Consider the following 24457-nt stretch of genomic DNA (forward strand, 5'->3'; position numbering starts at 1 on the left):
TGCTCCCAGGGGTAAGAGGCGGGATGTCGCGAGGCGCTGCTGGCGCCGGCGGCAACCGTAACAGCCTAGCGCCGGGCTCCCCGGGAACGGAGAGCGGGCGCGGGGACGGTGAGAAGATGGAGAGGTGCCGCCACAAGCTCCCCAGCCCCCCGCCACCGAGCCCGTTCCCTACGCCAGCCCCGCCGCGCGTTCGGGTCTGCCGTGGATCGAAGAGCCCGTCGCCTACGACGCCATCCTCCTGGCCGGCTTCGGCGGGCCCGAGGGGCAGGAGGACGTCATCCCCTTCCTGCGCAACGTCACCCGCGGACGCGGCATCCCCGACGAGCGCCTGGAGGAGGTCGCGCACCACTACCGCCACTTCGACGGCGTCAGCCCGATCAACGCGCAGAACCGTGCGCTGAAGGCCGCGCTGGAAGCCGAGATCGAGCGCCGGGGCCTCGGGCTGCCGGTGTACTGGGGAAACCGCAACTGGGCCCCCTACCTGGAAGAGGCGGTGCAGGATGCCGCGGCCGCGGGCGATACGACGCTGCTGGCCATCGCCACCAGCGCCTACAGCTCCTTCTCCAGCTGCCGCCAGTATCGGGAGGATTTCGCCCGGGTGCTGGAGTCCACCGGGCTGGGTGAGACGGTCACGATCGACAAGGTGCGCCAGTTCTTCGACCACCCCGGCTTCGTCGCGACGTTCGTCGAGGGCGTGCGCACGGCTGTGCGGAACTTCCTCGCCGACGGCATCGCGCCCGAGGCGATCCGCGTGCTGTTCTCCACCCACTCGATCCCGATCGCCGATGCCGAGCGCTCCGGACCGCGCGACCTGGACCTGGGGGAGGGTGGCGCCTACGCGGCCCAGCACCGCGCCGTCGCCGAACTGGTGATGGCCGAACTGGCCGAATCCGTCGCCGAGGTCGCGTGGGATCTGGTCTACCAGTCGAGGTCGGGACCGCCGCAGCAGCCGTGGCTGGAACCCGACGTCAACGACGTGATCGCGGGGCTTCCCGCCGAGGGCGTCGAAGCGGTCGCGATCGTGCCACTGGGGTTCGTCAGCGACCACATGGAGGTTCTGTGGGACCTCGACACCGAGGCCATGGAGGCTGCCGCCGAGGCGGGCCTGCGGGCCGTCCGCACGCCGACGCCCGGTGTGGACCCGGCGTACGTGTCGGGCCTGGTCGACCTCATCGAGGAGCGGCTGCGGGGGACCCTCGCCGCCGAACGTCCGCACGCGACCGCGCTGGGCCCGTGGTTCGATGTGTGCCGACCCGGCTGCTGCGAGAACGTGCGGGCGGGGTTCAAGCCGGCCGCCGCCGGCGTGGCTCCTTAGGATGACAGTCATGCGCATCCACATCGCCACCGACCACGCGGGAATGGACTTCTCCACGCAGTTGCAGCACCACCTCGCCGCGCAGGGACACGACGTCATCGACCACGGCCCGCTCGAGTACGACGCGCTGGATGACTACCCGGCCTTCTGCATTCGCGCCGCGCAGGCGGTCGTCCGCGATCAGGAGGACGGCATCGAGGCGCTCGGCGTCGTGTTCGGCGGCTCCGGCAACGGCGAGCAGATCGCGGCGAACAAGGTGCGCGGCGTGCGGGCAGCCCTGGTGTGGAGCATCGCCACCGCGGAACTGGCCCGTGAGCACAACGACGCCAACGTGATCGCGATCGGCGCCCGTCAGCACACCTTCGACGAAGCATCCGCCTTCATCGACCGGTTCGTCGCGACGCCGTTCTCCGGAGACGAGCGGCACTCCCGCCGCATCGCCCAGATCGCGGCGTTCGAACTCGACGGCGCGCTGCAGCCCGACCCGAGGGCCGCCGTCACGCAGCCGGACGTGCTCGCCGACGGCGACGGGTTCGACCCCGAGGCAGGCTGATGCCCGAGGGGCATTCCGTCCACCGCATCGCCCGCCAGTTCGACCGCAACTTCGTAGGACGCGTGGTCGCCGCATCCAGCCCGCAGGGGCGGTTCGCCGAGGGCGCCGAGGTCATCTCCGGGCGCGCGGCGACGTCCGTGCGCGCGGTGGGCAAGCAGATGTTCCTCGAGTTCGAGGACGACCTGTGGTTGCGGGTGCATCTGGGGCTGTACGGCGCGTGGGACTTCGCCGGGGAGATCCTCGTGGACCCCACCATCGCCTCGGCCAACGGCCGCATGGGGCAGACCAACCAGCGCGGCACCGACGTCGGCGACGACCCGATCCTGGATGCCGCGGGTGAGAACTCGCTGTCCTCGATCGGTGCCCCGCGCAAGGCGCGCGGGCGTGTGCGCATGTCTGAGCAGACCACGGGGCTCCAGGAGGAGCTCGAATGGCCGCCGCCGGTGGTGGGACAGGTGCGGCTGCGCCTGCTCACCGACGTCACGTGCGCCGACCTGCGCGGTCCGACTGCGTGCGTGCTGCAGACTCCGGACGAGGTCGCCGCGACGATCGCCAAGCTCGGCCCCGACCCGCTCGTGGACGGCGCGGAGGCCGGCGAGGAGCGCTTCGTGGCGGCGGTGCGGCGACGGGCCACGGCGATCGGTCTGCTCCTGATGGATCAGTCCGTCGTCAGCGGCATCGGCAACGTCTACCGGGCCGAACTGCTGTTCCGCGCGCGCCTGAACCCGCACACCCCGGGGCGGGACGTTCCCGAAGAGCTCGTCCGCGGACTGTGGCGGGACTGGGCGCGGCTCCTGACGATCGGCGTCGACACGGGCCAGATGATGACGATGGACGACCTCGATCCCGACGCGTACCGGCGTGCGATGGCGAGCCGGGACGACCGCCACTGGGTGTACCACCGTGCGGGCCTGCCCTGCCGCGTGTGCGGGACGGAGATCGTCGTCGAGGAGGCGGCGGGCCGGAACCTATACTGGTGCCCTTCCTGCCAGCGGTGACCACGGTCGTCGTGCCGGTGTCATCTGGGTGACGGACGCTGTGGACGCGAAATAGGCTGGCAGCCATGCGACAGAACCCGAGCTTCGCGGTCACCGACGTGGGCGAACTGCGGCGATTGGTGGAGGAGAACCCGTGGGTCACGCTCGTCAGTGCGACGGCGGACGGCATGGTCGCCTCCCACTACGCCGTGATGCTGGATGAGGACCGCGACGACCTCACCATCGTCGGCCACGTCGGCAAGCCCGACGACCTCATCCACGGGCTCGGCGACCGCGAGCTGCTCGTCGTCGTCCAAGGTCCGCACGGGTACATCTCACCGGGCTGGTACGGCGACGTGGCATCCGTGCCGACCTGGAACTTCGTCTCCGCCCACCTGACGGGGATCCCGGAGCTGCTCACGCCGGAGGAGAACCTGCAGGTGCTCGATCGCCTCGTCGCGCGCTTCGAGAGCGCACTGCCCCAGCCTCGCCGGATGTGGGAGCGGCCGAACGACGCCGCGTTCGTGGAGCGGCTGGAGAAGGGCACCGTCGGCTTCCGCCTGACGCCCTCGCGTGTGGTGGCCAAGCGCAAGCTGAGTCAGAACAAGGAGCCCGGCGTCGTGGAGACCATCATCGCCGAGCTCTCCGGCGACGGCCCGTACGCGCAGCCGCGGCTGGCCGCCGAGATGCAGCGGGCAGCCGACGCGCGGACGCGCGCGTGATCGGCGCGCACGTCGGCACCATCCGCGCGGCGCGCATCGCCGGCCCGGGTGGCGAGCTGCTTCCCGACGACGATCCCGTCGACATCGTCCTGGCGGGCGGTCGCATCGCCGACATCGCTCCGACGGGTGTGCTGCGCGCCGTCGGAGAGGTGCTCGACGTCGACGGCGCCTGGATCGTGCCGGGGCTGTGGGACCATCACGTCCACGTGCTGCAGGCGGCCCTCGCCGGGGAGCGGGCGCCCCTCGGACACGCCGCCTCCGCGGCTGAAGCGGCGGCGGTGATGGGCTCGGTGACACCCGAGGACGGCCGGCGCGTGGGCACCGGCTTCCGCGACGCGTTCTGGCCGGACGCGCCGAGCCTGGACGTGCTGGACCGGGCCACGGGTGAGGTGCCGACGTACCTCATCAACGCCGACGTGCACAGCGTGTGGCTGAACTCCGCGGCGCTGCGCCGCGAGCGGTTCCCCGCCCCCGCCGACGGCGTGCTGCGGGAGGCGGATGCGTTCGAGATCTCCCGCCGGCTCAACGCCGTGGACGCACCCGCCGGCGACCGGCGGGTGAGCGCCTTCGCCCGCGCAGCGGCCGCGCGCGGGGTGGTCGGCATCGTCGACCTGGACATGGCATGGAACCACGACGTGTGGCAGCGCCGCGCCGCCGACGGCTTCGACGGGCTGCGCATCCGGTACGGGATCTACCCCGAGCACCTCGACCTCGCGATCTCCGCCGGCCTGCGCACGGACGACCCCGTCGACGGCGACCCCGAAGGCCTCGTCCGCGTCCGCGGGCTCAAGGTCATCACCGACGGATCGCTGGGCACCCGCACGGCGGCGTGCTCGCATGCCTACGCGGAGGGCGGCCACGGTGTGCTGACCGTCGACCGCGAGACGCTGCTCGAGCTCATGACCCGCGCGACGGCGGCGGGCCTGGGGTGCGCCGTGCATGCGATCGGCGACGTCGCGAACACCGCGGCCCTCGACGCGTTCGCCGCGACGGGGGCGAGCGGATCCATCGAGCACGCCCAGCTCGTGCGACACACCGACATCCCGCGCTTCGCGCGTCTGGGGGTCTCGGCGAGCGTGCAACCCGAGCACGCCCTGGACGACCGCGATCTCGTCGACACCGTGTGGGCCGCGCAGACGGCCCAGCCGTACCCGCTCAGGTCGCTGGCCGATGCGGGGGCGAACCTCCTCCTGGGCTCGGATGCTCCGGTCACGCCGCTGGACCCGTGGGCGGCGATGGCCGGCGCGGTGTTCCGCACCCGGGACGGGCGAGACCCGTGGCTGCCGCACGAGCGGCTTCCGTTCGCCACCGCGCTGGCAGCATCCACTGCCGGCGGCTCACGCGCGCCTTCGAGGATCGAACCGGGTGCGGTCGCCGACCTCGCCGTATGCGCAACCGATCCGAGCGTCGCCGGCGAGGCCGGACTGCGGAGCATGGAGGTGCGGACCACGCTCGTGGCCGGGCGGGTCACCCACGCCCGATGACACGACGAAGCCCCCGGCAGCGCCGGGGGCTTGATCGAAGCGTGCTTACTCCGCGAGGTGCGCGAAGAGGAACCAGCGGTCCTTCTCCAGCCCCTCCTTGATCGCGATCGCGACGTCCTGACTGGTCAGGTCGATCTCATCGAGCCCCTCGATCGCGGCCTGCAGGTCGGTGAGGACGCCGTCGATGTCGGAGATGACGGTGCGGACCATGTCCTCCCACGGCGTGAAGCCCGCCGGAACGGCCGACGTCGTCTTCTCAGCGGTCGTGGACAGGCGTCCGTCCACCGGCAGGCCGAGGGCGACGATCCGCTCGGCGGCGTCGTCGGCCCACTCGCGGGCGTGGTCCACGACGGTGTCGAGGAGCTCATGGATCGCGATGAAGTTGGATCCGCGCACGTTCCAGTGCGCCTGCTTGCCGTTGACCGACAGGGCGGTCAGACCAGCCACGACCGGGCTGAGGAACTGGGCAGCGGCTGCGGCGACGGTGGGGTCGGCCGCGGTGGCCGGGGTGGTGTGCGTGTCAGTCATGTCTTCTCGCCTCCGTACTGGGCACGGGATGCCCGAGGAAGACAACGCTACTCAGCGCGAGGCATTCCGCAAGGAAGCGAAGGCTGGGCTTACACCGCGTCGAGGGGCGAAATCCCAGGCCGCCGGCTCTGCGTCGACTACCGTCGAGTGGTGCCTTCCGCCGACCCGCTCCCCGCTCCGCAGAACCTCGGCGATCCGGCGCAGCTGCGTCGCCGGATCCCTGCCGACCGCTCTCCCGAGCACGCGGAGCCGGCGCGCTTCCTGCCGCACGTGCAGGGCCTGCGCGCGATCGCCGTGCTTCTGGTCGTGCTCTACCACTTCTGGCCCGGCCGGCTGCCCGGCGGGTACGTCGGCGTCGACGTCTTCTTCGTGATCTCCGGCTTCCTCATCACCGGGCACCTCATGCGCGAACTGACCGCGACCGGCACCGTGCGCCTCGCGCAGTTCTGGGCACGTCGGGCGCGTCGGCTGCTGCCCGCGTCGCTGCTGGTGCTGCTGTTCTGCGCGCTCGTGGCGATGTCCCCGTACCTCACCCCGACCTCGGCTCTGCCGAACGAGGTGCAGGAGATCGTCGCATCCACCTTCTACGTGGAGAACTGGTTCCTCGCCCTCACCTCGGCCGACTACCTCGGCCACGGCGGGGAGCCCACGACGGTGCAGCACTACTGGTCGCTGTCGCTGGAGGAGCAGTTCTACGTCATGTGGCCGCTGCTCATGCTGCTGGCGGCATGGATCGGCGTGAAGTGGTTCCGCGGGTCCACGCGCCGCGCGGTCCTCGTCGTGCTCGGGCTCGTGTCGGCGGCGTCGTTCGTCTTCTGCGTCGTGTTCACCCTCACCGACCCCGCCCCCGCCTACTTCGTCACCTTCGGGCGCATGTGGCAGTTCGGAGTGGGGGCGATGATCGCTCTCGTGCCGTTGCTGCGGGTGCAGCATCCGGTGGTCAGCTTCGTGCTCGGATGGGGCGGCATCCTCACACTCGTCTTCGTCGCGTTCCGCTTCGACGGGCAGACGCCCTTCCCCGGCTACGCCGCAGCCCTGCCGACCCTCGGTGCGGCAGCGGTCATCGCGGCGTCGAACACCGCGCGGTGGTGGTATCCCACGCGCATCCTGTCGCTGCGGCCGGCGCAGTTCGTCGGCGACATCTCATATTCGCTGTACCTGTGGCACTGGCCGCTCATCGTGATCGCGCCGTCGGTGCCCTTCTGGGGCCTGACGATCTACCACCGCGTCGCGCTGTTGGCGCTGTGCTTCGTCCTGGCGTGGCTGACCAAGCGCTTCGTGGAGGATCCCACCCGCTCCTGGCGGGCGCTGACCTCCCGCCGGGCGCGCGTGACGCTGTGGTCGTCGCTCGCGGCGATGCTGCTGGTGGGCGGCACGGCGGGCGCGGCATGGGCCGTGAACGCCCCCGCCTACCGCGACGGGGTGCAGGCCCTCGAGCAGCTGCGCGAGGATCCGCCCGACTGCTTCGGCGCGGCCGCGGTCCTGTCGGAGGAGTGCGCCGGGACGGAATGGGACGACACCGTGCTGCCCGCTCCCGGCTTCGCGGGCGTGGACCGTCCGGCAGACGAGCAGTGCTTCGTGCAGCTGAACAACGCGGAGGTCGTCTCGTGCGAGTTCGGCTCCGAGGCGGCCGACGCCCCCACGGTCGCGCTGGTGGGGGACAGCCACGCCTACCAGCTGCTGCCCACCTTCCAACGGATCGCCGACGAGGAGGGGTGGCGTCTGGTCACGTTCTTCAAGGGTGCGTGCCCGTGGAACGCCACACCGCTGTCCACGCCCGGAGCGTTCGGAGAGGCGTGCACCCAGTGGCGCGCGGGGGTGGCCGAGGAGCTGGCCGCCTCCGACGTGGATGCCGTCTTCACGGCGGCCATCGCCACCACCCCGTACTCCGCGGACGGGTTCGACTCGTCCTTCGATGCCGCGGTGGCCGGCTACCGGGAAGCGTGGGCCACGATGACCGACCGCGGCGTTCCGGTGATCACGGTGGTGGACAACCCGGTGTGGGAGACCGATCCCAACAAGTGCCTCCGCATCCGCGACGCCGCCGAGTGCGACGCGCCGCGGTCGGAGGTGCTCGTGGGGGAGGATCCCGTCCGGGCGGCGGCCGAGGGCCCCGACGGCGTCACGCTCCTGGACTTCACCGACGTGTACTGCGCGGGGGACATCTGCTCACCGGTGGTCGGCGGGGCCAACGTGTACCGCGACCAGGACCACCTCACCGTCACCTTCGCCGACACCCTCGCGCCGTGGCTGGCGACCGCCGTCGGCGAGGCGATGGCGCGGCCTGAGTAGGCTCGCGGCATGACGATCGCCGCCGACGCCACAGTTCTCGCCCTTCCCGACGCCACCCCGTCGATCGATCCGTCGGCGTTCGTCGCCCCCGGAGCCCGGGTCGTGGGTGCAGTGAGCCTCGCTCCGGAGGCGAGCGTCTGGTACAACGCCGTGCTGCGCGCCGACAGCGCTCCCATCACGGTGGGGGCAGGCAGCAACCTCCAGGACAACGTCTCGGTGCACGTGGATGCGGACTCGCCCGTGCAGATCGGCGAGAACGTCTCGGTCGGACACAACGCCGTCGTCCACGGCTGCACGATCGGCGACGGGTCTCTCATCGGCATGGGCAGCGTCATCCTCTCCGGCGCCGTCATCGGCGCGGGGTGCCTGATCGCCGGGGGAGCGGTCGTGCTGGAGGGCACCGTCATCCCGGACGGCTCCCTCGTCGCCGGTGTGCCCGCCAAGGTACGCCGCGAGCTCACCGACGACGAGCGCGCGCGCCTCCGCCGCAACGCCGACGTCTACCGCGACCACCTCCGCACCCACGCCGCCGCCCTCTGACGCGCCCGGCCTCGGCGTCCCCCCACGCAGGCACGTCGGAGGATCGCACTGAGGTCGGAGGATCGCACTGAGGTCGGAGGATACGCGCGGGATGCTCCGACGTGGATGCGATTCTCCGTCGCGGGTGGCCGGCGTCCAGCCGGCGTGTCCAGCGCGGAGCAGAGCGCCGCGCCCACCACAGCACCCTGGCGCGCCGGCCGCAGTCCCGCCGTTCGGTGCGACCGGTCCCGAACTCCTCACATCCGCGCGCGCATGCGGTGGAAATGGGCCCAGCCGCAGTCTGGGGCGGTGTTCTTGAGGAGTTCGGGCGCGGCGTGGTCGGAGGCGGAACGGGAGTGGAGGGCCGGGAGTGGAGGGCCGGGAGTGGAGGGCCGGGAGTGGAGGCACGGCAGGATCGAGCCCGCTCCGTCGCTCCGGCACAGCGCGTCCCCGCGGCGCGACCGGTTCCTGCGCGCCCGGTCAGCGCGGGTGGAGCCGAACTCCTCAAATCTCCGCGCAGGAGGCGGTGAAAATCCGTCTGGCCGCTCACGAACGCGCGGATTTGAGGAGTTCGGGCACGGCCGCAGCGGGCCCGAGGCAAGGAAGTGGAGGGGATGACGGGAATCGAACCCGCACCATCAGTTTGGAAGACTGAGGCTCTACCATTGAGCTACATCCCCGCAGCGGCTCACGCCGCAGCATCCCGAGTCTAACCGAACGTCGGCGCCTCTCCCGACGAGCGCCACGCGGGGCCTCGGGTCCGCGCCACTTCGGTGCATCCGCCACGTAAAGAAATGGCGCGGATGCGCCGAACTGGCGCGGTCGTGGGGCCGGGCCGCGGGCCCCGGCGTGGGCGGCACAGGTCGAGCGTGGACGGATCGACTAGACTTTGCGGGGCCGTTCGTCGTGCGCGCACGAGCGCATCGCCCGGGGCGTAGCTCAGCTTGGTAGAGCGCCCGCTTTGGGAGCGGGAGGCCGCAGGTTCAAATCCTGTCGCCCCGACGTACGAAACCCCACGAACCGGACCTACGACCGCCCGCGTATGCGCGCGGAACACACGAGGAGAACGAACAGGCATGGTCAACAGCACCGTCGAGAAGCTCAACCCCACGCGGGTCAAGCTGCACATCACGGTCTCGCCCGACGAGCTCAAGCCGAGCATCGCTCACGCATACGAGCACATCGCGCAGGACGTGCAGATCCCCGGGTTCCGGAAGGGCAAGGTGCCGGCTCCGATCATCGACCAGCGCATCGGCCGCGGCGCGGTCCTCGAGCACGCCGTCAACGAAGGCCTGGACAGCTTCTACCGCCAGGCCGTCGAAGCCCAGGGCGTGCGCGTCATCGGCCGCCCCAGCGCCGAGGTCGTGTCGCTGCCCGAGCTGAAGGACTTCTCCGGCGACCTCGTCGTCGAGGTCGAGGTGGACGTGCGTCCGGAGTTCGACCTGCCCGCCTACGAGGGCATCACCATCACGGTGGATGCTGCGGAGGTCGACGACGCCGCGATCGATGAGGAGCTCGACCGCCTGCGCGGCCGCTTCGGCACGCTCGTCACCGTCGACCGCCCCGCCACCACGGGCGACTTCGTCGAGCTCAACCTGGTCGCCACGATCGACGGCGCCGAGATCGACCGCGCCGAGGGCGTGTCGTACGAGGTCGGCTCCGGCGAGCTGCTCGAGGGCATCGACGAGGCGATCGAGTCGCTCACCGCGGGCGAGGAGACGACCTTCCGCTCCAAGCTCGTCGGCGGCGACCACGCCGGCGAAGAGGCCGAGGTGGCCGTCACGATCGTCGCCGTCAAGGAGCGCGAGCTCCCCGAGGCCGATGACGACTTCGCCCAGATCGCGAGCGAGTTCGACACGATCGGCGAGCTGCGCGACAGCCTCAAGGAGCGCGTCGCTCAGCAGTCCACGTTCGCCCAGGGCTCGGCCGCGCGGGACAAGCTCGTCGAAGAGCTGCTCGCGCAGGTGGAGATCCCCGTGCCGCCGCAGCTCATCGAGGACGAGGTGCACACCCACCTCGAGAACGAGAACCGTCTCGAGGACGACGCGCACCGCGCCGAGGTCACCGAGGCCAGCGAGAAGCAGTTCCGCACGCAGATGCTGCTGGACAAGGTCGCCGAGCAGGCCAACGTCCAGGTCTCGCAGGACGAGCTGACCCAGTACCTCATCCAGTCCGCCGCCCAGTACGGGATGGCGCCGCAGGAGTTCGTCGACGCGCTGCAGCAGGGCAACCAGCTGCCGGCCCTCGTCGGTGAGGTCGCGCGCAACAAGGCCCTCGCCGTGGCGCTGAGCAAGGTCACCGTCGTCGACACCGACGGCAAGCCGGTCGACCTGACCGGTTTCGTCGCCGTCGAGGACGAGGCCGCCGCCGAGGAAGAGGTCGTGGAGGAGGCGCAGGAGATCGCCGACGCCGCTGCGGACGCCGACGAGATCATCGAGGCCGAGGAGGCCCCGAAGAAGGCCGCCAAGAAGGCGCCCGCGAAGAAGGCCGCCAAGAAGGCTGACGACGAGGCACCGGCCGCCGACAAGGCTCCCGCCAAGAAGGCCCCCGCCAAGAAGGCCGCCGCGAAGGATGCTGCGGCCGACGAGGCGCCGGCCGAGAAGGCTCCCGCCAAGAAGGCAGCGGCGAAGAAGGCCCCGGCCAAGAAGAAGACCGACGCCGCGGAGTGACCGACGGTTCGTGAGAAGGGGGTGGGAGCCACGGCGCCCACCCCCTTCTTCGCGGGAGGATGAGCATGACCGACGAATGGGCCACGCGCGTCGAGGCGGTGTGGGCGGACGCCGCCCTCAGCGACCTGGAGCGGATCGCCGCGATCGACGCACTGGCCGCGCAGCGGGATGCCGACGATCCCCGCGCCCTGTACGAGCGCGCCGGTGCGCGGGACTCCGCGGGCATGGAGGAGGACGCCGAGCCGCTGTATCGGGCGGCCCTGCGCGGCCCGCTCGCCCCGGACGTGCGTACGCAGGCCGTGATCCAGCTGGCCAGCACCCTGCGCAATCTCGGTCGCGTGGACGAGGCGCTCGGACTGCTGGAGGCGGAGTACGCCCACACCGAGGGCACGGCGTTGCACGACGCGGTCGCGGCGTTCCTCGCCCTCGCGCTCGTCTCCGCCGGTGAGCCCGAGCGCGCGGCGGCCGTGGCGCTGCAGGCGCTCGCTCCCCACCTGCCCCGGTACACGCGATCGGTGACCGGGTACGCGCGGGAGATCGCGGACCGACGCGCCTGATCTGCCGACGGCGAACACGCGTACCCCACCCGGGGAGCGCCGGTAGATTCAATGCCAGATCGAACGGAAATTGGAGCACACATGCCCGAACCCCTGGTCGCAACAAGCGTCTTCGACCGGCTGCTGAAGGACCGCATCATCTGGCTCGGCTCGGAGGTGCGCGACGACAACGCGAACGAGATCTGCGCCAAGATCCTGCTGCTGGCGGCGGAAGACTCCGAGAAGGACATCTACCTCTACATCAACTCGCCCGGCGGCTCCATCACGGCCGGCATGGCGATCTACGACACCATGCAGTTCGTGCCCAACGACATCGTCACCGTCGGCATCGGCATGGCCGCATCCATGGGTCAGCTGCTGCTGACCAGCGGCACGAAGGGCAAGCGCTACATCACGCCCAACGCGCGCGTGCTCCTGCACCAGCCGCACGGCGGCTTCGGCGGCACGGCCAGCGACATCCAGACCCAGGCGCAGCTGATCCTGGACATGAAGAAGCGCCTCGCCGAGATCACCGCAGCCCAGACCGGAAAGCCCGTCGAGCAGATCAACGCCGACGGCGACCGCGACCGCTGGTTCAGTGCCCAGGAGGCACTGGAGTACGGCTTCGTCGACCACATCCGCGAATCCGCCACCGACGTCATCGGCGGCGGCGGCACCGCCGACAACGGCGCGGACGCCTGAGACCCGCGTCGAAAGAGAAGGACATTCCCGATATGCAGACACCCACTTTCGGTGGCGCGGCGCCCCAGGCGCTGCAGATGCCCGGCAGCCGCTACGTCCTCCCGCAGTTCGAGGAGCGCACGGCCTACGGATACAAGCGCCAGGACCCCTACAACAAGCTGTTCGAAGACCGCGTGATCTTCCTCGGCGTTCAGGTCGACGACGCATCCGCCGACGACGTGATGGCGCAGCTGCTGGTCCTGGAGAGCCAGGATCCCGACCGCGACATCATCATGTACATCAATTCGCCCGGCGGATCCTTCACCGCCATGACGGCGATCTACGACACGATGCAGTACGTGTCGCCGCAGATCCAGACCGTCGTGCTCGGCCAGGCCGCGTCGGCGGCGGCCGTGCTGCTGGCAGCGGGAGCGCCGGGCAAGCGCCTGGCGCTGCCGAACGCGCGCATCCTGATCCACCAGCCTGCGATGGGCGAGGCCGGCCACGGCCAGGCGTCGGACATCGAGATCCAGGCGCAGGAGATCATGCGGATGCGCACGTGGCTGGAGGCGACCCTCGCCAAGCACTCGAACAAGACGGCCGAAGAGGTCAACAAGGACATCGATCGCGACAAGATCCTCTCCGCGGAGGAGGCCGTCGTGTACGGCCTCGTCGACCAGGTGCTCACGACCCGCAAGCGCACGCCCACGGCGGCGCTCACGCGCTGACGCCTATGCCGAAGCCCCCGTCGCATCGCGGCGGGGGCTTCGGCGTTGCCCACACGTTGCCGGAACGGCGTCGCAATACGCTCCGATGTCGGTTGCAGAGGTTAGGCTCGATACACCCTGGACCAAGGTCCTGCACGCGACGAGGAGGAGCGCATGGCACGCATCGGTGAGAGCGCCGACCTGTTCAAGTGCTCCTTCTGCGGGAAGAGCCAGAAGCAGGTCCAGCAGCTGATCGCCGGTCCCGGCGTCTACATCTGCGACGAGTGCGTCGAGCTGTGCAACGAGATCATCGAGGAGCGGATGGCGGAGTCGTCCTCCGGCGTGGTCTCCGACTTCGATCTGCCCAAGCCGCGCGAGATCTTCTCGTTCCTCGAGGAGTACGTCGTCGGCCAGGATCCCGCCAAGCGGGCGCTGTCGGTGGCGGTGTACAACCACTACAAGCGCATCCGCGCGCACGGCACGCTTCAGCCCGCCGAACAGCGTGCCGAAGACGTCGACATCGCCAAGAGCAACATCCTCCTCCTCGGTCCCACCGGCTGCGGCAAGACCTACCTGGCCCAGACGCTCGCCAAGCGCCTGAACGTGCCGTTCGCCGTCGCCGACGCCACCGCGCTCACCGAGGCCGGCTACGTGGGTGAAGACGTCGAGAACATCCTCCTCAAGCTCCTGCAGGCAGCCGACTTCGACACCAAGCGCGCCGAGACCGGCATCATCTACATCGACGAGGTCGACAAGATCGCCCGCAAGGCCGAGAACCCCTCCATCACGCGCGACGTGTCGGGTGAGGGCGTGCAGCAGGCGCTGCTGAAGATCCTGGAGGGGACCGTCGCGTCGGTGCCGCCCCAGGGTGGGCGCAAGCACCCGCACCAGGAGTTCATCCAGATCGACACGACGAACGTCCTGTTCATCGTCGCCGGTGCCTTCGCCGGCTTGGAGGACATCATCTCCTCGCGCGTGGGCAAGCACGGCGTCGGCTTCGGCGCCCCGCTGCACGACAAGGGCGGCGACCTCAACCTCTTCAGCGAAGTGCTGCCCGAAGACCTGCACAAGTTCGGTCTGATCCCCGAGTTCATCGGCCGGCTTCCCGTCGTCGCCTCGGTGTCGCCGCTGGATCAGGACGCCCTCATGGAGATCCTCACCGGCCCCAAGAACGCGCTGGTGAAGCAGTACCAGCGCATGTTCGAGCTCGACGGCGTGCAGCTGGAGTTCGAGGAGGAGGCCCTGCGCGCGATCGCGGATCTCGCGGTGGGGCGCAAGACCGGTGCACGCGGACTGCGCGCGATCCTTGAGGACGTGCTCGGCCCGATCATGTTCGACATCCCTTCGGCCGATGACGTCGCCAAGGTGATCATCACGCGTGCCGCCGTCGAAGAGCGCGCCGCTCCCACCCTCGTGCTGCACCAGAAGCGCAAGAGCGCCTGACCGCTGCGGTGTCGGCGACCACCTCTAGCGTGGACGCATGATCCTGGTCGCACCGTTCCGCATCGCCGTCCCCGACGAGGTCCTCGCCGACCTCCGCGAACGGCTGGGGCGCACCCGGTTCCTCGACGACTCGCCCCGTCGGATGCCTTCGGGCATGACGGCGGCCTACCTGCGGGACCTCGTGGCGGCGTGGATCGACTTCGACTGGCGTGCGCGGGAGGCCCAGCTCAACGCGTATCCGCAGTTCACCGCGGAGATCGACGGTGCCCGCATCCATTTCGTCCACCTGCGTGCCGCCGACCCCGATGCGCCCGCCCTCCTGGTGATGCACGGGTGGCCGCACACCTTCGCGCTGCAGCTGGAGTTCGCCGAGCGGTTGCGCGACTTCCACGTCGTCGTGCCCAGCTTCCCCGGGTTCGCCTTCTCCTCGCCGTATCCCGACGCGCCGATGACCGAGGAGCGTCTGGCGCACACGATGCACACGCTCATGACCGACGCGCTCGGGTACGCCCGGTACGTCACGTACGGGGAGGACGTATCGGCGAACGTCAACGACCTGCTCGCCTCCACCCATCCCGACGCGGTACGCGGGATCGTCGCGACGCACGCGCACTTCGGCACGCAGTCCGAGCGCGACGCGGCCACCGAACCGGAGGTGCGGGCGTTCTTCGCGCGCCTGGCCGCCGACCACGGCCTCCACGGTGCATACGGGCACGTCCAGGCGACCCGTCCGGATACCCTGGCGACCGCCCTCAACGACTCGCCGGCGGGGCTACTGGCGTGGATCGTGGAGAAGATCGTCGAGTGGGCCGACGTTCCCGCAGACGACCCACGGGCCATCGAGACCCGCATCGGGCGTGACCGGCTCCTGACCGAGGCGATGATCTACTGGGTGACGCAGTCCGTCGGCACCTCATTCCGCCCGTACTACGAGGGCGCCGACCAGCCGGCGGCGATGTCGCCGACGGATGTGCCCGCGGCCGTCTTCATCCAGCGGCACGAGCACGACTACCCCGAAGTGCTCGCGCGCCGGTTCTACCGCGACCTGCGGGTGTTCGAGCGGCTCTCCGCCGGAGGCCACTTCACCGCGGCGGAGATCCCCGACGAACTGGCCGCACGTGTGCGATCGTTCGTCGGAGACCTCGCACGGTAGCGCGCCGTCAGTCGGCCAGGCCGCGGCGCTTCAGCAGGGGCCCGATCTCGGCATCCCGGCCGCGGAAGTCGCGGTAGGCCTCGAGCGGATCCTTCGCGCCTCCGACACCGAGCAGACGGCGGCGGAACCGGTCGCCGTTCTCGCGGCGCAGCCCCCCGTTCTCGCGGAACCACTCCACCGTGTCGGCGTCGAGCACCTCGCTCCAGATGTAGGAGTAGTACCCGGCGCTGTAGTCGCCGGAGAAGATGTGGGCGAAGTACGTCGAGGCGTACCGCGGCAAGACGGCCGGGTTGTCCAGCCCGATGTCGGCGAGAGCCGCGGCTTCGAACGCGGCGACGTCGATGCTCTCCGCGGCAGCGGTGGCCGACAGGGAGTGCCACGCCTGGTCGAGCCAGGATGCGGCGAGGTACTCGCTCGTCGCGAAGCCCTGGTTGAACGCCTCCGACGCATGCAGCCGGTCCACGACGTCCTGCGCCAGCGGCTCGTCGGTGTCGATGTGACGCGCGTAGTTCGCCAGCACCTCCGGCCACAGCATCCACATCTCATTGACCTGGCTCGGGAACTCCACGAAGTCACGGAAGACGGCAGTGCCGGCGAAGTGGGGGTACGCCACGCGCGCGAACAGCCCGTGCAGGGCGTGACCGAACTCGTGGAAGAGCGTCGTGACCTCGTCGAGGGTCAGGAGCGTGGGAGTACCCGGCGCGGGCTTGGCGACGTTGAGGTTGTTGACGACCACGGGTGTCGTGCCGAAGAGCTCCGACTGCGCGACGATCGAGTTCATCCACGCGCCGCCGCGCTTGGTGTCGCGCGTGTAGAGGTCCAGGACGAACAGGCCGAGGGAAGAACCGTCCGGCTCGAACACCTCGAACACGCGCGCGTCCGGATGGTAGGCGTGCAGGTCGTCGCGCTCGCGGAACGTGACGCCGTACAGCTTCTCGGCGGCGAAGAACACGCCGTCGTGCAGCACTCGCTCGGCCTCGAACCACGGCCGCAGCGCCGCGGTGTCGAGGTCGTACTCTGCGGCGCGCACCTTCTCGGTGTAGTACGCCCAGTCGTGCGCCTCGAGCGCGAACGGCTCGGCCTCGCCGTCGACGATCGCCTGGAGCTTCTCCTGCTCGCGAGCGGCATTGCGGGCCGCCGGAGCGGCCAGTCGGCGGAGCATCGCATGCACGGCCTCCGGCGAGCCGGCGGTCTCGTCGGCGGTGACGTACGCGGCGTGGTCGGGGTAGCCGAGCAGCTGTGCCCGCTCGGCACGCAGGAGCACGATCTCGCGCAGCACATCGCGGTTGTCGTGTGCGTTCCCCCGAGCCCCCCGCATGCGGGAGGCGGCGAGGATGCGCCGGCGGCTCTCGCGCACCGTCAGAGAGGACAGATAAGGGTGAACGGTGGAGAGCGTCAGCGACACGACGTGCGCGCCGGGGAGCCCACGATCAGCGGCGGCCTGAGCGGTCGCCGACATCTCACCGTCCGTCAGTCCGTCGAGCTCGGCCGTATCCTCGAAGACGACGGCCAGCTCGTTCGTGTCGCCGAGGAGGTTCTTCTCGAAGGTCGTGGTGAGCACCGACAGTCGCTGGTTCAGGGCGATCAAGCGCTCCTTCGCGGCATCGTCCAGCCCCGCCCCCGCCCGAGACATCTCCCGGAACCAGCGCTGCACGAGATAGCGCTCTTCCTCCGTCCCCGCACTGTCGTCGAGTGCCTCGTGCAGCGTGCTGATCCGGGCGTACAGACCCGCGTCCAGGACGATGGCGTCCTGGTGCGCCGACAGAAGGGGCGCGAGCGCCTCCTCGATCCCCTGGATCTCCGCCGTGGCGTCGGCCGAGGCCACGGTGTAGAAGGTGTGGGCGGCGCGCTCGAGCAGCTCCCCGCTGAGCTCGAGTGCGCGCACGGTGTTCTCGAACGTGGGGGAGTCGTCCTGAGAGGTGATGCGGCTCACGGCAGCCCGTTGTGCGGCGAACGCCTCCTGGAAGGCGGGAAGGTAGTCCTCCGGCCGGATCGCGGAGTAATCGGGCAGGCCGTGGGGGAGTGGGCTTTCGGCGAGGACGGGGTTGGTGCGCTCCATTCCGCCAGCGTAGCGACGACGGCCCGGACACGAAGCGTCTATGCAAAGAAGCCCTTGCAAAAGCAAGCTTGCAAAGATAGCTTTGTAAGTATGGACGACGGGACGAGTGGCCGGGCATCACGGGAGCCCGCCACGCGGGTGCTGGATGCGGGAGCCCTGCGTGCGCTGGCTCATCCGCTGCGCGTTCAGATCTACGACATCCTCAGCCAGTACGGTCCGCAGACCTCCAGTTCGCTCGCGGCGCTGACGGGGGAGTCCTCCGGCGCGACGAGCTACCACCTGCGCGCGCTGGCGCGCCAGGACCTGATCCGGGAGGTGCCCGGACGCGGCACCGCGCGGGAGCGGTGGTGGGAGCGCCCCATCGGCGGCGTGGAGCTCTCCGCCCCAGAAGCCGCACGCACGCCGGCGGGTCGCGCAGCCATGCAGGTGGTCATGACGGAGACCCTCAACCGGCGCCATCAGCAGCTCATGGCATGGGTCGCCACCGCGATGGACACCGAGCCGGAGGAGTGGCGCGAGGGTTCGATCATCTCCTCGGGCACGGCGCGGCTGACCGCGGCACAGCTGGCAGGCCTCACCCGCCGCATCCAGACCATCATCGACGAGACCGTCGACACCTATCGCGATCAGCAGGGCGAAGACGTGCGGCCCGTGACCATTCGATCCGACGTCTTCCCGCTGCCCCCGGAAGGAGCCTGAGATGACCTCCCTCGCATCGACCACCCCTCGCTCGCTCGCGCCGTCGTCCGCCGATCGGCTGCTCCTGTGGCTCGCCCGCGAACTGGAGCGCGTCGCTCAGGCCCGCATCCACGCTGGAGCCGAGCGCTCCGCCGCGACTGCCCACCCGGGTGCGGGCCGGATGCCGCGCATGCACGAGCACGCCGCCGCGGTGCACATGGGCCTTCTTCCGAGGTGACCGTGTGACCGTGTCGGCCGGTGCCGGGCGCCGAAAGCCGCTGGGACGCGACTTCGGAAAGCTGTGGACGGCTGCCGCCTTCAGCAACCTCGCGGACGGCATCGGCCGCATCGCCGTCCCACTGGTGGCCACGACGCTCACCGGCGACCCGCTGCTGATCGCGCTGCTGTCGGCGGTGTCCTTCCTCCCGTGGCTGGTGTTCGGACTTCCCGCCGGCATGGTCGTCGACCGATTCGATCGACGCGTCGTGATGGCCGTCGCCAACGGGCTGCGCGCGGCCGTGGCGCTGTGGCTCTCGCTGTGCGCGGTGTGGGGCACCCTCGACATCACTGCCCTGCTGATCGGCACGCTGCTGTTCGGCGTGGGGGAGACGCTGTTCGACAACGCCACCAACGCCGTGGTGCCCGGCGTGGTGCGCCGGGATCAGCTCGACCGCGCGAACGGACGCATCCAGACCGCTCAGGTGACGATCGACAGCTTCGTGGCCGCACCGGTGGGCGGCGTGCTGTTCGGCGTGGCCATCGCTGTGCCGCTGTGGGCCGGCGCCGTGGGGTTCGTCGTGCCGGTGCTGCTCGCGCTGCTGCTGCCGGCCACCGCTGCCCGGCCGCTGCGTGGACCCGACCCGGGCGAGGCCGTCCCTGCCGCGGTGCCCGCGCGCGAGGCGCTCCGCTACCTGTGGCGGCACCGTTATCTGCGCGCCATGGTGGTGTTCACCTCGGTCATCGGCTCCGCGCTGACGTTCGCGCAGGCCACCATGGTGCTGTACTTCCTCGACGAGCAGCACGTGCCCCCGGCGGCGATCGGCTTCGTCACGGCGGGGATCGGCGTGGGAGCCCTGCTCGGCGCCCTCGTCGCATCGCGACTGGTCGAGCGATTCGGACGAGGAGCGGTGATGTTCAGTGCGAACCTCGTGTGCGCCGTGGGCCTGGCGTGCACGTGGCTGGCGCCGGGTCCCCTGCCGGCGGCGGCGTCGTACGCGGTGTTCGCCTTCGCCGTCTCGATCTGGAACGTGCCGTGGGGCGCGCTTCGCCAGCAGATCGTGCCGGGACACCTGTTCGGACGCGTGCTGGGAGTGAATCGCATGCTGACGTGGGGACTGTTCCCCATCGCGACGGTGATCGGCGGATGGGTGGCGCGGTTCGATCTGCGCCTGCCGTTCGCCATCGCCGCCGGCGTCGTCCTGGTCGCCGCGCTCGTGAGCGCGCGCCTGCTCATCCGCGGCACCCGGGAAGCCGGCGCCGAGGCCGACGCCGCATCCGTGGGTGAGGGCTAAGAGATCCCGGTGTCGTCGTCCTTGCGGACGACGACCTCCCCGTCAGGGCTCAGCGTGACGATCACGCCGGTGTCCAACTCCGCGACGGGCCGGTGCTCGAGCCACGTCAGCGTCCATCGCGGCGTGGGCTGGTGGGCCAGCTGGTCGGCCGGGATCAGGCGCTCCACGGCAGCGATCTGAGCGTGCAACGCCTCCGGCACCGCTGCCGGGGGGCGTTCACCCATGCTCCAACGTGTTCCCAGCTGCATCAGTCCTCCTGCGGGCTCAGCGTGATGGCGACGACGGCCGTCGTCTCCCCGTCGATGATCTCGAGCTGCTCGATGCGACCGACCGCCCGCAGATCGCCCTCCGCCAGTCGCAGGGCGTCGGCGCGCGGCGAGGCGATCGTGATCGAGGCGACCGTGGTCTTCTGCGACACCTTGGCCTCGGTCTTGGCGCGGCGGATGCCGATGAGGGCCTCGCCGACGGCGGACAGGACAGCAGGGTCGCCGTCGATGCCGAGCTGCTCAGGCCAGGTCGCGGTGTGCACCGATCCTTCGTTGAACCACGACCACGTCTCCTCCGCGGCGAAGGCGAGCACCGGGGCGAACAGGCGGACGAGAGTGGACAGCGCCGTGCGCAGCGCGAGGGCTGCGGACGCCTGACCGGCATCCGTGCGGTCGTACGCGCGCTCCTTCACCAGTTCGAGATAGTCGTCGCAGAACGTCCAGAAGAACGCCTCGGTCACTTCCAGAGCGCGCGCGTGGTCGTACGCGTCGAACGCCTTGGTCGCATCCCGGACGACCCGGTCGAGCGCGGCGAGCATCGACGCATCCAGTGCGTGCGTGACCTCCGCCCCTTCGGGCACGGGGAAGGACAGGACGAACTTGGCGGCGTTGAGCAGCTTGATCGCGAGCCGACGCCCGATCTTGACCTGCGTCGGGTTCTGCGGGTCGAACGCCGCGTCGGCGCCGAGGCGGCTGGATGCGGCCCAGTAGCGCACCGCGTCGGTTCCGTGCGCGTCGAGGATGTCCGCGGGCGTCACCACGTTGCCCTTGGACTTGGACATCTTCTTGCGGTCGGGGTCGACGATGAAGCCGGAGATGGCCGCATCCGTCCACGGTGCGCGGTGGTCCTCCAGGACGCTGCGCACCATCGTGGAGAACAGCCACGTGCGGATGATGTCCTGCCCCTGCGGGCGCAGGTCGAACGGGGCGACGAGGTTCCACAGCTCCTCGTCGCGCTGCCATCCGCCGGCCAGCTGCGGCGTGAGGGAGGACGTCGCCCACGTGTCGAAGATGTCCTTCTCGCCCTCGAACCCTCCGGGCACGCCGCGCTGATCCTCGGTGTAGCCGTCGGGTGCGTCCGTGGTCGGGTCGACCGGGAGACGCGCGGGGTCGGGCGTCAGGACGCGGTCGTAGTCGCGCTCACCGTTCTCGTCGAGGGCGTACCAGACCGGGATAGGCACGCCGAAGAAGCGCTGGCGCGAGACGAGCCAGTCGCCGGTGAGGCCGTTCGTCCAGTTCTCGTAGCGGACGCGCATGAAGTCGGGATGCCAGCCCATGCCGCGGCCCATCTCGATGAGGGTCTCGCGCAGCTGGGGGTCACGGGCGCCGTTGCGCAGGTACCACTGCCGGGTGGAGACGATCTCCAGCGGACGGTCGCCCTTCTCGTAGAACTTCACCGGGTGGGTGAAGGGCTTGGAGACCTCGAGCAGCTCACCGGATTCCTGCAGGAGTTCCACGACGCGCTTCTTGGCGCTGAAGACGGTCTTGCCCGCGAGTTCCGCGTACGCCGCCTTCGCCGCATCCGTGACGATCACGTCGGGAGCCTCGGGGAGTACGCGGCCGTCCTTGCCCAGCATCGTGCGGTTGGGCAGATCCAGTTCGCGCCACCAGATGATGTCGGTGACGTCGCCGAAGGTGCAGATCATGGCGATGCCGGTGCCCTTGTCCTTCTGCGCGAGCGGGTGCGCGAGCACGGGGACCTCGACGTCGAACAGGGGCGTGCGCACGGTCTGGCCGAAGTAGGGCTGGTAGCGCTCGTCGTCCGGGTTGGCCACGAGGGCCACGCATGCGGGGAGGAGTTCGGGACGCGTCGTCTCGATGAGGATGTCGCCGGATCCGTCGGTCTTGTGGAATGCGACGCGGTGGTAGGACGCCTGCTGGTCGCGGTCTTCCAGTTCGGCCTGGGCGATGGCGGAGCGGAAGTCGATGTCCCACAGCGTCGGGGCCATCGACTGATACGCCTCGCCGCGCTCCAGATTGCGCAGGAAGGCGAGCTGGCTGGTCCGGATGGTGTCGTCGGAGATCGTCCGGTAGGTCTGCGTCCAGTCCACCGAGAGCCCCAGCTGGCGGAAGAGATCCTCGAACTGCTTCTCGTCTTCGAGGGTCAGCTCCTCGCACAGTGCGATGAAGTTGCGACGGCTGATCGGGACCTGATCGGCCGGCTTGAGGCTCTTGGCGTCGCCGCGGAACGGAGGAGTGAAGTCGGGGTCGAACGGCAGCGAGGTGTCGCACCGCACGCCGTAGTAGTTCTGCACGCGCCGCTCGGTGGGCAGGCCGTTGTCGTCCCAGCCCATCGGGTAGAACACGGTCTTGCCGCGCATGCGCTCGAAGCGCACCTTCACGTCGGTGTGGGTGTAGCTGAAGACGTGGCCGATGTGCAGGCTCCCGGAAGCCGTGGGCGGCGGGGTGTCGACGGAGAACACGCCCGGACGGCCGGTTGCGAGTGCGCGGGCGCGGTCGAACAGGTACGTGCCCTGCGCGGACCACGCTGCATCCCACTTCTGCTCGAGACCCTCCAGGGCGGGCTTGTCGGGAATGTGCGCGTCGGCCATCGGATCTCCTCGATATGTGCGGCACTGTGTGAGCGTGCCTGAGTGTGGGATCCCGTCGATTCTATCGTTCGGCTACGGCCGCGTTCGGCCCGAGCGGGAATGCGGGGGAGCGCGACCGCGTTGATCGACTGCGTCCAGAAACCCGCTACCGTGAACTCCATCCGATCCTGACTCGAGGTCTGTCATGCCCTTCCCCCGCTCACGCCGGCTCCTGCCCGCCGCGCTCGCCGCGATCGCGGCACTGACTCTCAGCTCGTGCGCCGGCTCCGGTGGCGACGCCGACGGCGGCGGTGAGGTGGTCTGGGCGATCGAAGGGGCGAACCTGTCCGCCGGGCACATGGACCCGCAGACCAGCCAGCTGGATGTCTCGGCCATGATCCAGCGCGTGGTCCTGGACTCGCTCGTGCACCAGGAGCCGGACGGCTCGTTCTCGCCGTGGCTCGCGGAGGAGTGGGAGATCGAGGACGACGGCGCCGCCTACGTGTTCACGCTGCGGGAGGGCGTCACCTTCCACGACGGCGAGGCCTTCGACGCGGCCGCGGTGAAGGCCAACTTCGATCGCATCGCCGATCCCGAGACGGCGTCGGCCCAGGCCGCGAGCATGCTCGGCGGCGAGTTCTACGCCGGAACCGAGGTCGTGGACGACAGCACCGTCCGCGTGAGCTTCACCCAGCCGTACGCGCCGTTCCTGCAGGCGGCGAGCACGGCGCTGCTGGGGTTCTATTCCCCGGCCGTGCTCGAAGAGTCCGCCGACCAGCTGAAGGCCGGCGGCCCCGGGATCACGGTGGGCACCGGCCCGTTCGAGCTGACGGAGTACACCCCCGACCAGGAGATCGTGTACACCCGCAACGACGACTACGCGTGGGGCCCGTCGGGCGGGGATGCGGCGCAGTTCGAGACCCTGCGCGTGGAGATCCTGCCGGAGGCATCCGTGCGCGCCGGTGTCGTGGAGAGCGGCGAAGCCGACCTGGCCAGCAACATCCCGCCGAACCTGGCCGCGGAGCTGCCGGGCTCCCTCTCCGTGGACTCCGTGGAGTACCCCGGGCTGCCGTACTCGCTCTATCTCAACGAGGCGTACGGCGTGTTCGCCGATGAGCGCGTGCGCCAGGCGTTCGCACGCGCCATCGACATCGACACCGCGGTGACGGAGATCTTCCATGGGCAGTTCCCGCGCGCATGGAGCATCCTCGGGTCCACGACGCCCGCGTACGACCCCTCGCTGGAGGGGACGTGGGAGTTCGACCCCGAGCGGGCAGGGCAGCTGCTGGATGAGGCCGGGTGGACCGAGCGCGACAGCGAGGGCTACCGAACGAAGGCTGGAGCGCGCCTGTCGGCTCGGTGGATCGCGTGGACCCCGGTGCCGGATGACCGCGTGGCCCTGGCCAACGCCATCCAGTCAGACCTCAAAGCGGTCGGATTCGAGATCGTGCGCGAAGTGCTGGAACCCGGCGCCTACAACGAGCAGTACGAGCCGAAGACCTTCGACCTGACCGACTGGGGCTTCTCCGGCGTCGATCCGGATCTGCTGCGCAGCCACCTGCACACCGACGGATTCCAGAACGCCTCGCAGGTCAGCGACCCCGCGGTGGACGGCCTGCTCGCGCAGGGCATCGCGACCACCGATCAGGACGCCCGCACCGACATCTACGCGCAGGTGCAGCAGTGGAACGCCCAGCACGTCGCGATCGTGCCGCTGTACAGCCCGTCGCTCATCACAGCCGTCGGTGAGACCGTCTCCGGGCTCGCCTACGATCTGTACGGGCGCCCGCTGTTCTACGACGTCACGCTGGACTGACGCCGGCGCGCACGGCG

21 protein-coding genes and 2 tRNA genes are annotated in these 24457 nt (G+C 70.1%); 18 read left to right on the forward strand and 5 right to left on the reverse strand.

Annotated elements, in window-relative coordinates; all coding sequences use genetic code 11:
- The first annotated feature begins 124 nt into the window (after window positions 1-124).
- From E4V99_RS13445 to E4V99_RS13465, 5 genes are all read left to right on the forward strand, one after another.
- A complete protein-coding gene (locus E4V99_RS13445; RefSeq protein WP_135117561.1) occupies window positions 125-1315 on the forward strand; it encodes a ferrochelatase in 1191 nt (396 codons plus the stop codon).
- A gap of 10 nt (window positions 1316-1325) precedes the next feature.
- The gene (locus E4V99_RS13450; RefSeq protein ID WP_135117562.1) at window positions 1326-1868 is read left to right on the forward strand and encodes a ribose-5-phosphate isomerase; all 543 of its coding nucleotides are present in this window, start codon (window positions 1326-1328) and stop codon (window positions 1866-1868) included.
- A complete protein-coding gene (locus E4V99_RS13455; protein ID WP_135117563.1) occupies window positions 1868-2866 on the forward strand; it encodes a DNA-formamidopyrimidine glycosylase family protein in 999 nt (332 codons plus the stop codon). The genes E4V99_RS13450 and E4V99_RS13455 overlap by 1 nt, the downstream gene beginning before the upstream one ends.
- A 65-nt stretch (window positions 2867-2931) precedes the next feature.
- Window positions 2932-3567 carry an FMN-binding negative transcriptional regulator gene (locus E4V99_RS13460; RefSeq protein WP_135117564.1) on the forward strand — a complete coding sequence of 212 codons (636 nt, stop codon included), beginning with the start codon at window positions 2932-2934 and terminating at the stop codon, window positions 3565-3567.
- A 20-nt stretch (window positions 3568-3587) separates the two neighbouring features.
- Window positions 3588-5051 (forward strand): amidohydrolase family protein, encoded by a 1464-nt coding sequence (locus E4V99_RS13465; RefSeq protein ID WP_245233231.1) that lies wholly within the window; start codon window positions 3588-3590, stop codon window positions 5049-5051.
- Between the two features lie 45 nt (window positions 5052-5096).
- On the opposite strand, the gene E4V99_RS13470 is transcribed toward E4V99_RS13465, so the two are convergent.
- Window positions 5097-5579, reverse strand: a complete 483-nt coding sequence (locus E4V99_RS13470; RefSeq protein ID WP_135066914.1) for a DNA starvation/stationary phase protection protein — start codon at window positions 5577-5579, stop codon at window positions 5097-5099.
- A 150-nt stretch (window positions 5580-5729) separates the two neighbouring features.
- Here E4V99_RS13470 and E4V99_RS13475 point away from each other — a divergent pair, with 150 nt between their 5' ends.
- Window positions 5730-7871, forward strand: coding sequence for an acyltransferase family protein (locus E4V99_RS13475; protein ID WP_135117566.1), 2142 nt, complete (start codon window positions 5730-5732; stop codon window positions 7869-7871).
- A gap of 9 nt (window positions 7872-7880) precedes the next feature.
- A complete protein-coding gene (locus E4V99_RS13480) occupies window positions 7881-8411 on the forward strand; it encodes a gamma carbonic anhydrase family protein (protein ID WP_135117567.1) in 531 nt (176 codons plus the stop codon).
- A 585-nt stretch (window positions 8412-8996) separates the two neighbouring features.
- Here the strand turns inward: E4V99_RS13480 and E4V99_RS13485 are convergent.
- Window positions 8997-9070: transfer RNA gene (locus tag E4V99_RS13485), tRNA-Gly, on the reverse strand.
- Window positions 9071-9318: 248 nt separating this feature from the next.
- Here E4V99_RS13485 and E4V99_RS13490 point away from each other — a divergent pair.
- The 7 genes from E4V99_RS13490 to E4V99_RS13520 all read left to right on the forward strand — a co-directional run bounded on the left by E4V99_RS13490 (window position 9319) and on the right by E4V99_RS13520 (window position 15579).
- A tRNA-Pro gene (locus E4V99_RS13490) sits at window positions 9319-9392 on the forward strand.
- 74 nt (window positions 9393-9466) lie between these two features.
- Window positions 9467-11059: a trigger factor gene (tig, locus tag E4V99_RS13495; protein WP_135066905.1), complete on the forward strand. Its 1593-nt coding sequence runs from the start codon at window positions 9467-9469 to the stop codon at window positions 11057-11059.
- A 65-nt stretch (window positions 11060-11124) separates the two neighbouring features.
- On the forward strand, window positions 11125-11616 hold the full coding sequence (locus tag E4V99_RS13500) for a tetratricopeptide repeat protein (RefSeq protein WP_135117568.1): 492 nt from the start codon (window positions 11125-11127) through the stop codon (window positions 11614-11616).
- Between the two features lie 81 nt (window positions 11617-11697).
- Window positions 11698-12297 carry an ATP-dependent Clp protease proteolytic subunit gene (locus E4V99_RS13505; protein ID WP_135066899.1) on the forward strand — a complete coding sequence of 200 codons (600 nt, stop codon included), beginning with the start codon at window positions 11698-11700 and terminating at the stop codon, window positions 12295-12297.
- 32 nt (window positions 12298-12329) lie between these two features.
- A complete protein-coding gene (locus tag E4V99_RS13510) occupies window positions 12330-13004 on the forward strand; it encodes an ATP-dependent Clp protease proteolytic subunit (protein WP_135066896.1) in 675 nt (224 codons plus the stop codon).
- A 153-nt stretch (window positions 13005-13157) separates the two neighbouring features.
- Complete coding sequence (gene clpX, locus E4V99_RS13515; protein WP_135066893.1) at window positions 13158-14426, forward strand: ATP-dependent Clp protease ATP-binding subunit ClpX; 1269 nt, start codon at window positions 13158-13160, stop codon at window positions 14424-14426.
- A 37-nt stretch (window positions 14427-14463) separates the two neighbouring features.
- Window positions 14464-15579, forward strand: coding sequence for an epoxide hydrolase family protein (locus E4V99_RS13520; protein WP_135117569.1), 1116 nt, complete (start codon window positions 14464-14466; stop codon window positions 15577-15579).
- A gap of 7 nt (window positions 15580-15586) precedes the next feature.
- Here the strand turns inward: E4V99_RS13520 and E4V99_RS13525 are convergent, their stop codons facing one another.
- Window positions 15587-17638: a M3 family metallopeptidase gene (locus tag E4V99_RS13525; protein WP_135117570.1), complete on the reverse strand. Its 2052-nt coding sequence runs from the start codon at window positions 17636-17638 to the stop codon at window positions 15587-15589.
- Window positions 17639-17728: 90 nt separating this feature from the next.
- On the opposite strand from E4V99_RS13525, the gene E4V99_RS13530 reads away from it, so the two are divergent.
- From E4V99_RS13530 to E4V99_RS13540, 3 genes are read left to right on the forward strand one after another with little or no spacing between them, the layout of a single operon-like run.
- Window positions 17729-18337, forward strand: coding sequence for a helix-turn-helix domain-containing protein (locus E4V99_RS13530; RefSeq protein WP_135117571.1), 609 nt, complete (start codon window positions 17729-17731; stop codon window positions 18335-18337).
- Between the two features lies 1 nt (window position 18338).
- The gene (locus E4V99_RS13535; protein WP_135117572.1) at window positions 18339-18554 is read left to right on the forward strand and encodes a hypothetical protein; all 216 of its coding nucleotides are present in this window, start codon (window positions 18339-18341) and stop codon (window positions 18552-18554) included.
- Between the two features lie 4 nt (window positions 18555-18558).
- Window positions 18559-19827: an MFS transporter gene (locus E4V99_RS13540; RefSeq protein WP_135117573.1), complete on the forward strand. Its 1269-nt coding sequence runs from the start codon at window positions 18559-18561 to the stop codon at window positions 19825-19827.
- Here E4V99_RS13540 and E4V99_RS13545 read toward each other — a convergent pair.
- Window positions 19824-20075, reverse strand: coding sequence for a hypothetical protein (locus E4V99_RS13545; RefSeq protein WP_135066875.1), 252 nt, complete (start codon window positions 20073-20075; stop codon window positions 19824-19826). The two genes, E4V99_RS13540 and E4V99_RS13545, sit on opposite strands and share 4 nt — an antisense overlap.
- The gene (gene valS / locus E4V99_RS13550; RefSeq protein ID WP_135117574.1) at window positions 20075-22645 is read right to left on the reverse strand and encodes a valine--tRNA ligase; all 2571 of its coding nucleotides are present in this window, start codon (window positions 22643-22645) and stop codon (window positions 20075-20077) included. The genes E4V99_RS13545 and valS overlap by 1 nt, the downstream gene beginning before the upstream one ends.
- A gap of 184 nt (window positions 22646-22829) precedes the next feature.
- Here valS and E4V99_RS13555 point away from each other — a divergent pair, with 184 nt between their 5' ends.
- A complete protein-coding gene (locus E4V99_RS13555) occupies window positions 22830-24440 on the forward strand; it encodes an ABC transporter substrate-binding protein (RefSeq protein ID WP_135117575.1) in 1611 nt (536 codons plus the stop codon).
- Window positions 24441-24457 lie beyond the last annotated feature (17 nt).

This window comes from Microbacterium sp. dk485 (assembly GCF_004570445.1).
Taxonomy (GTDB): Bacteria; Actinomycetota; Actinomycetes; order Actinomycetales; family Microbacteriaceae; genus Microbacterium; species Microbacterium wangchenii.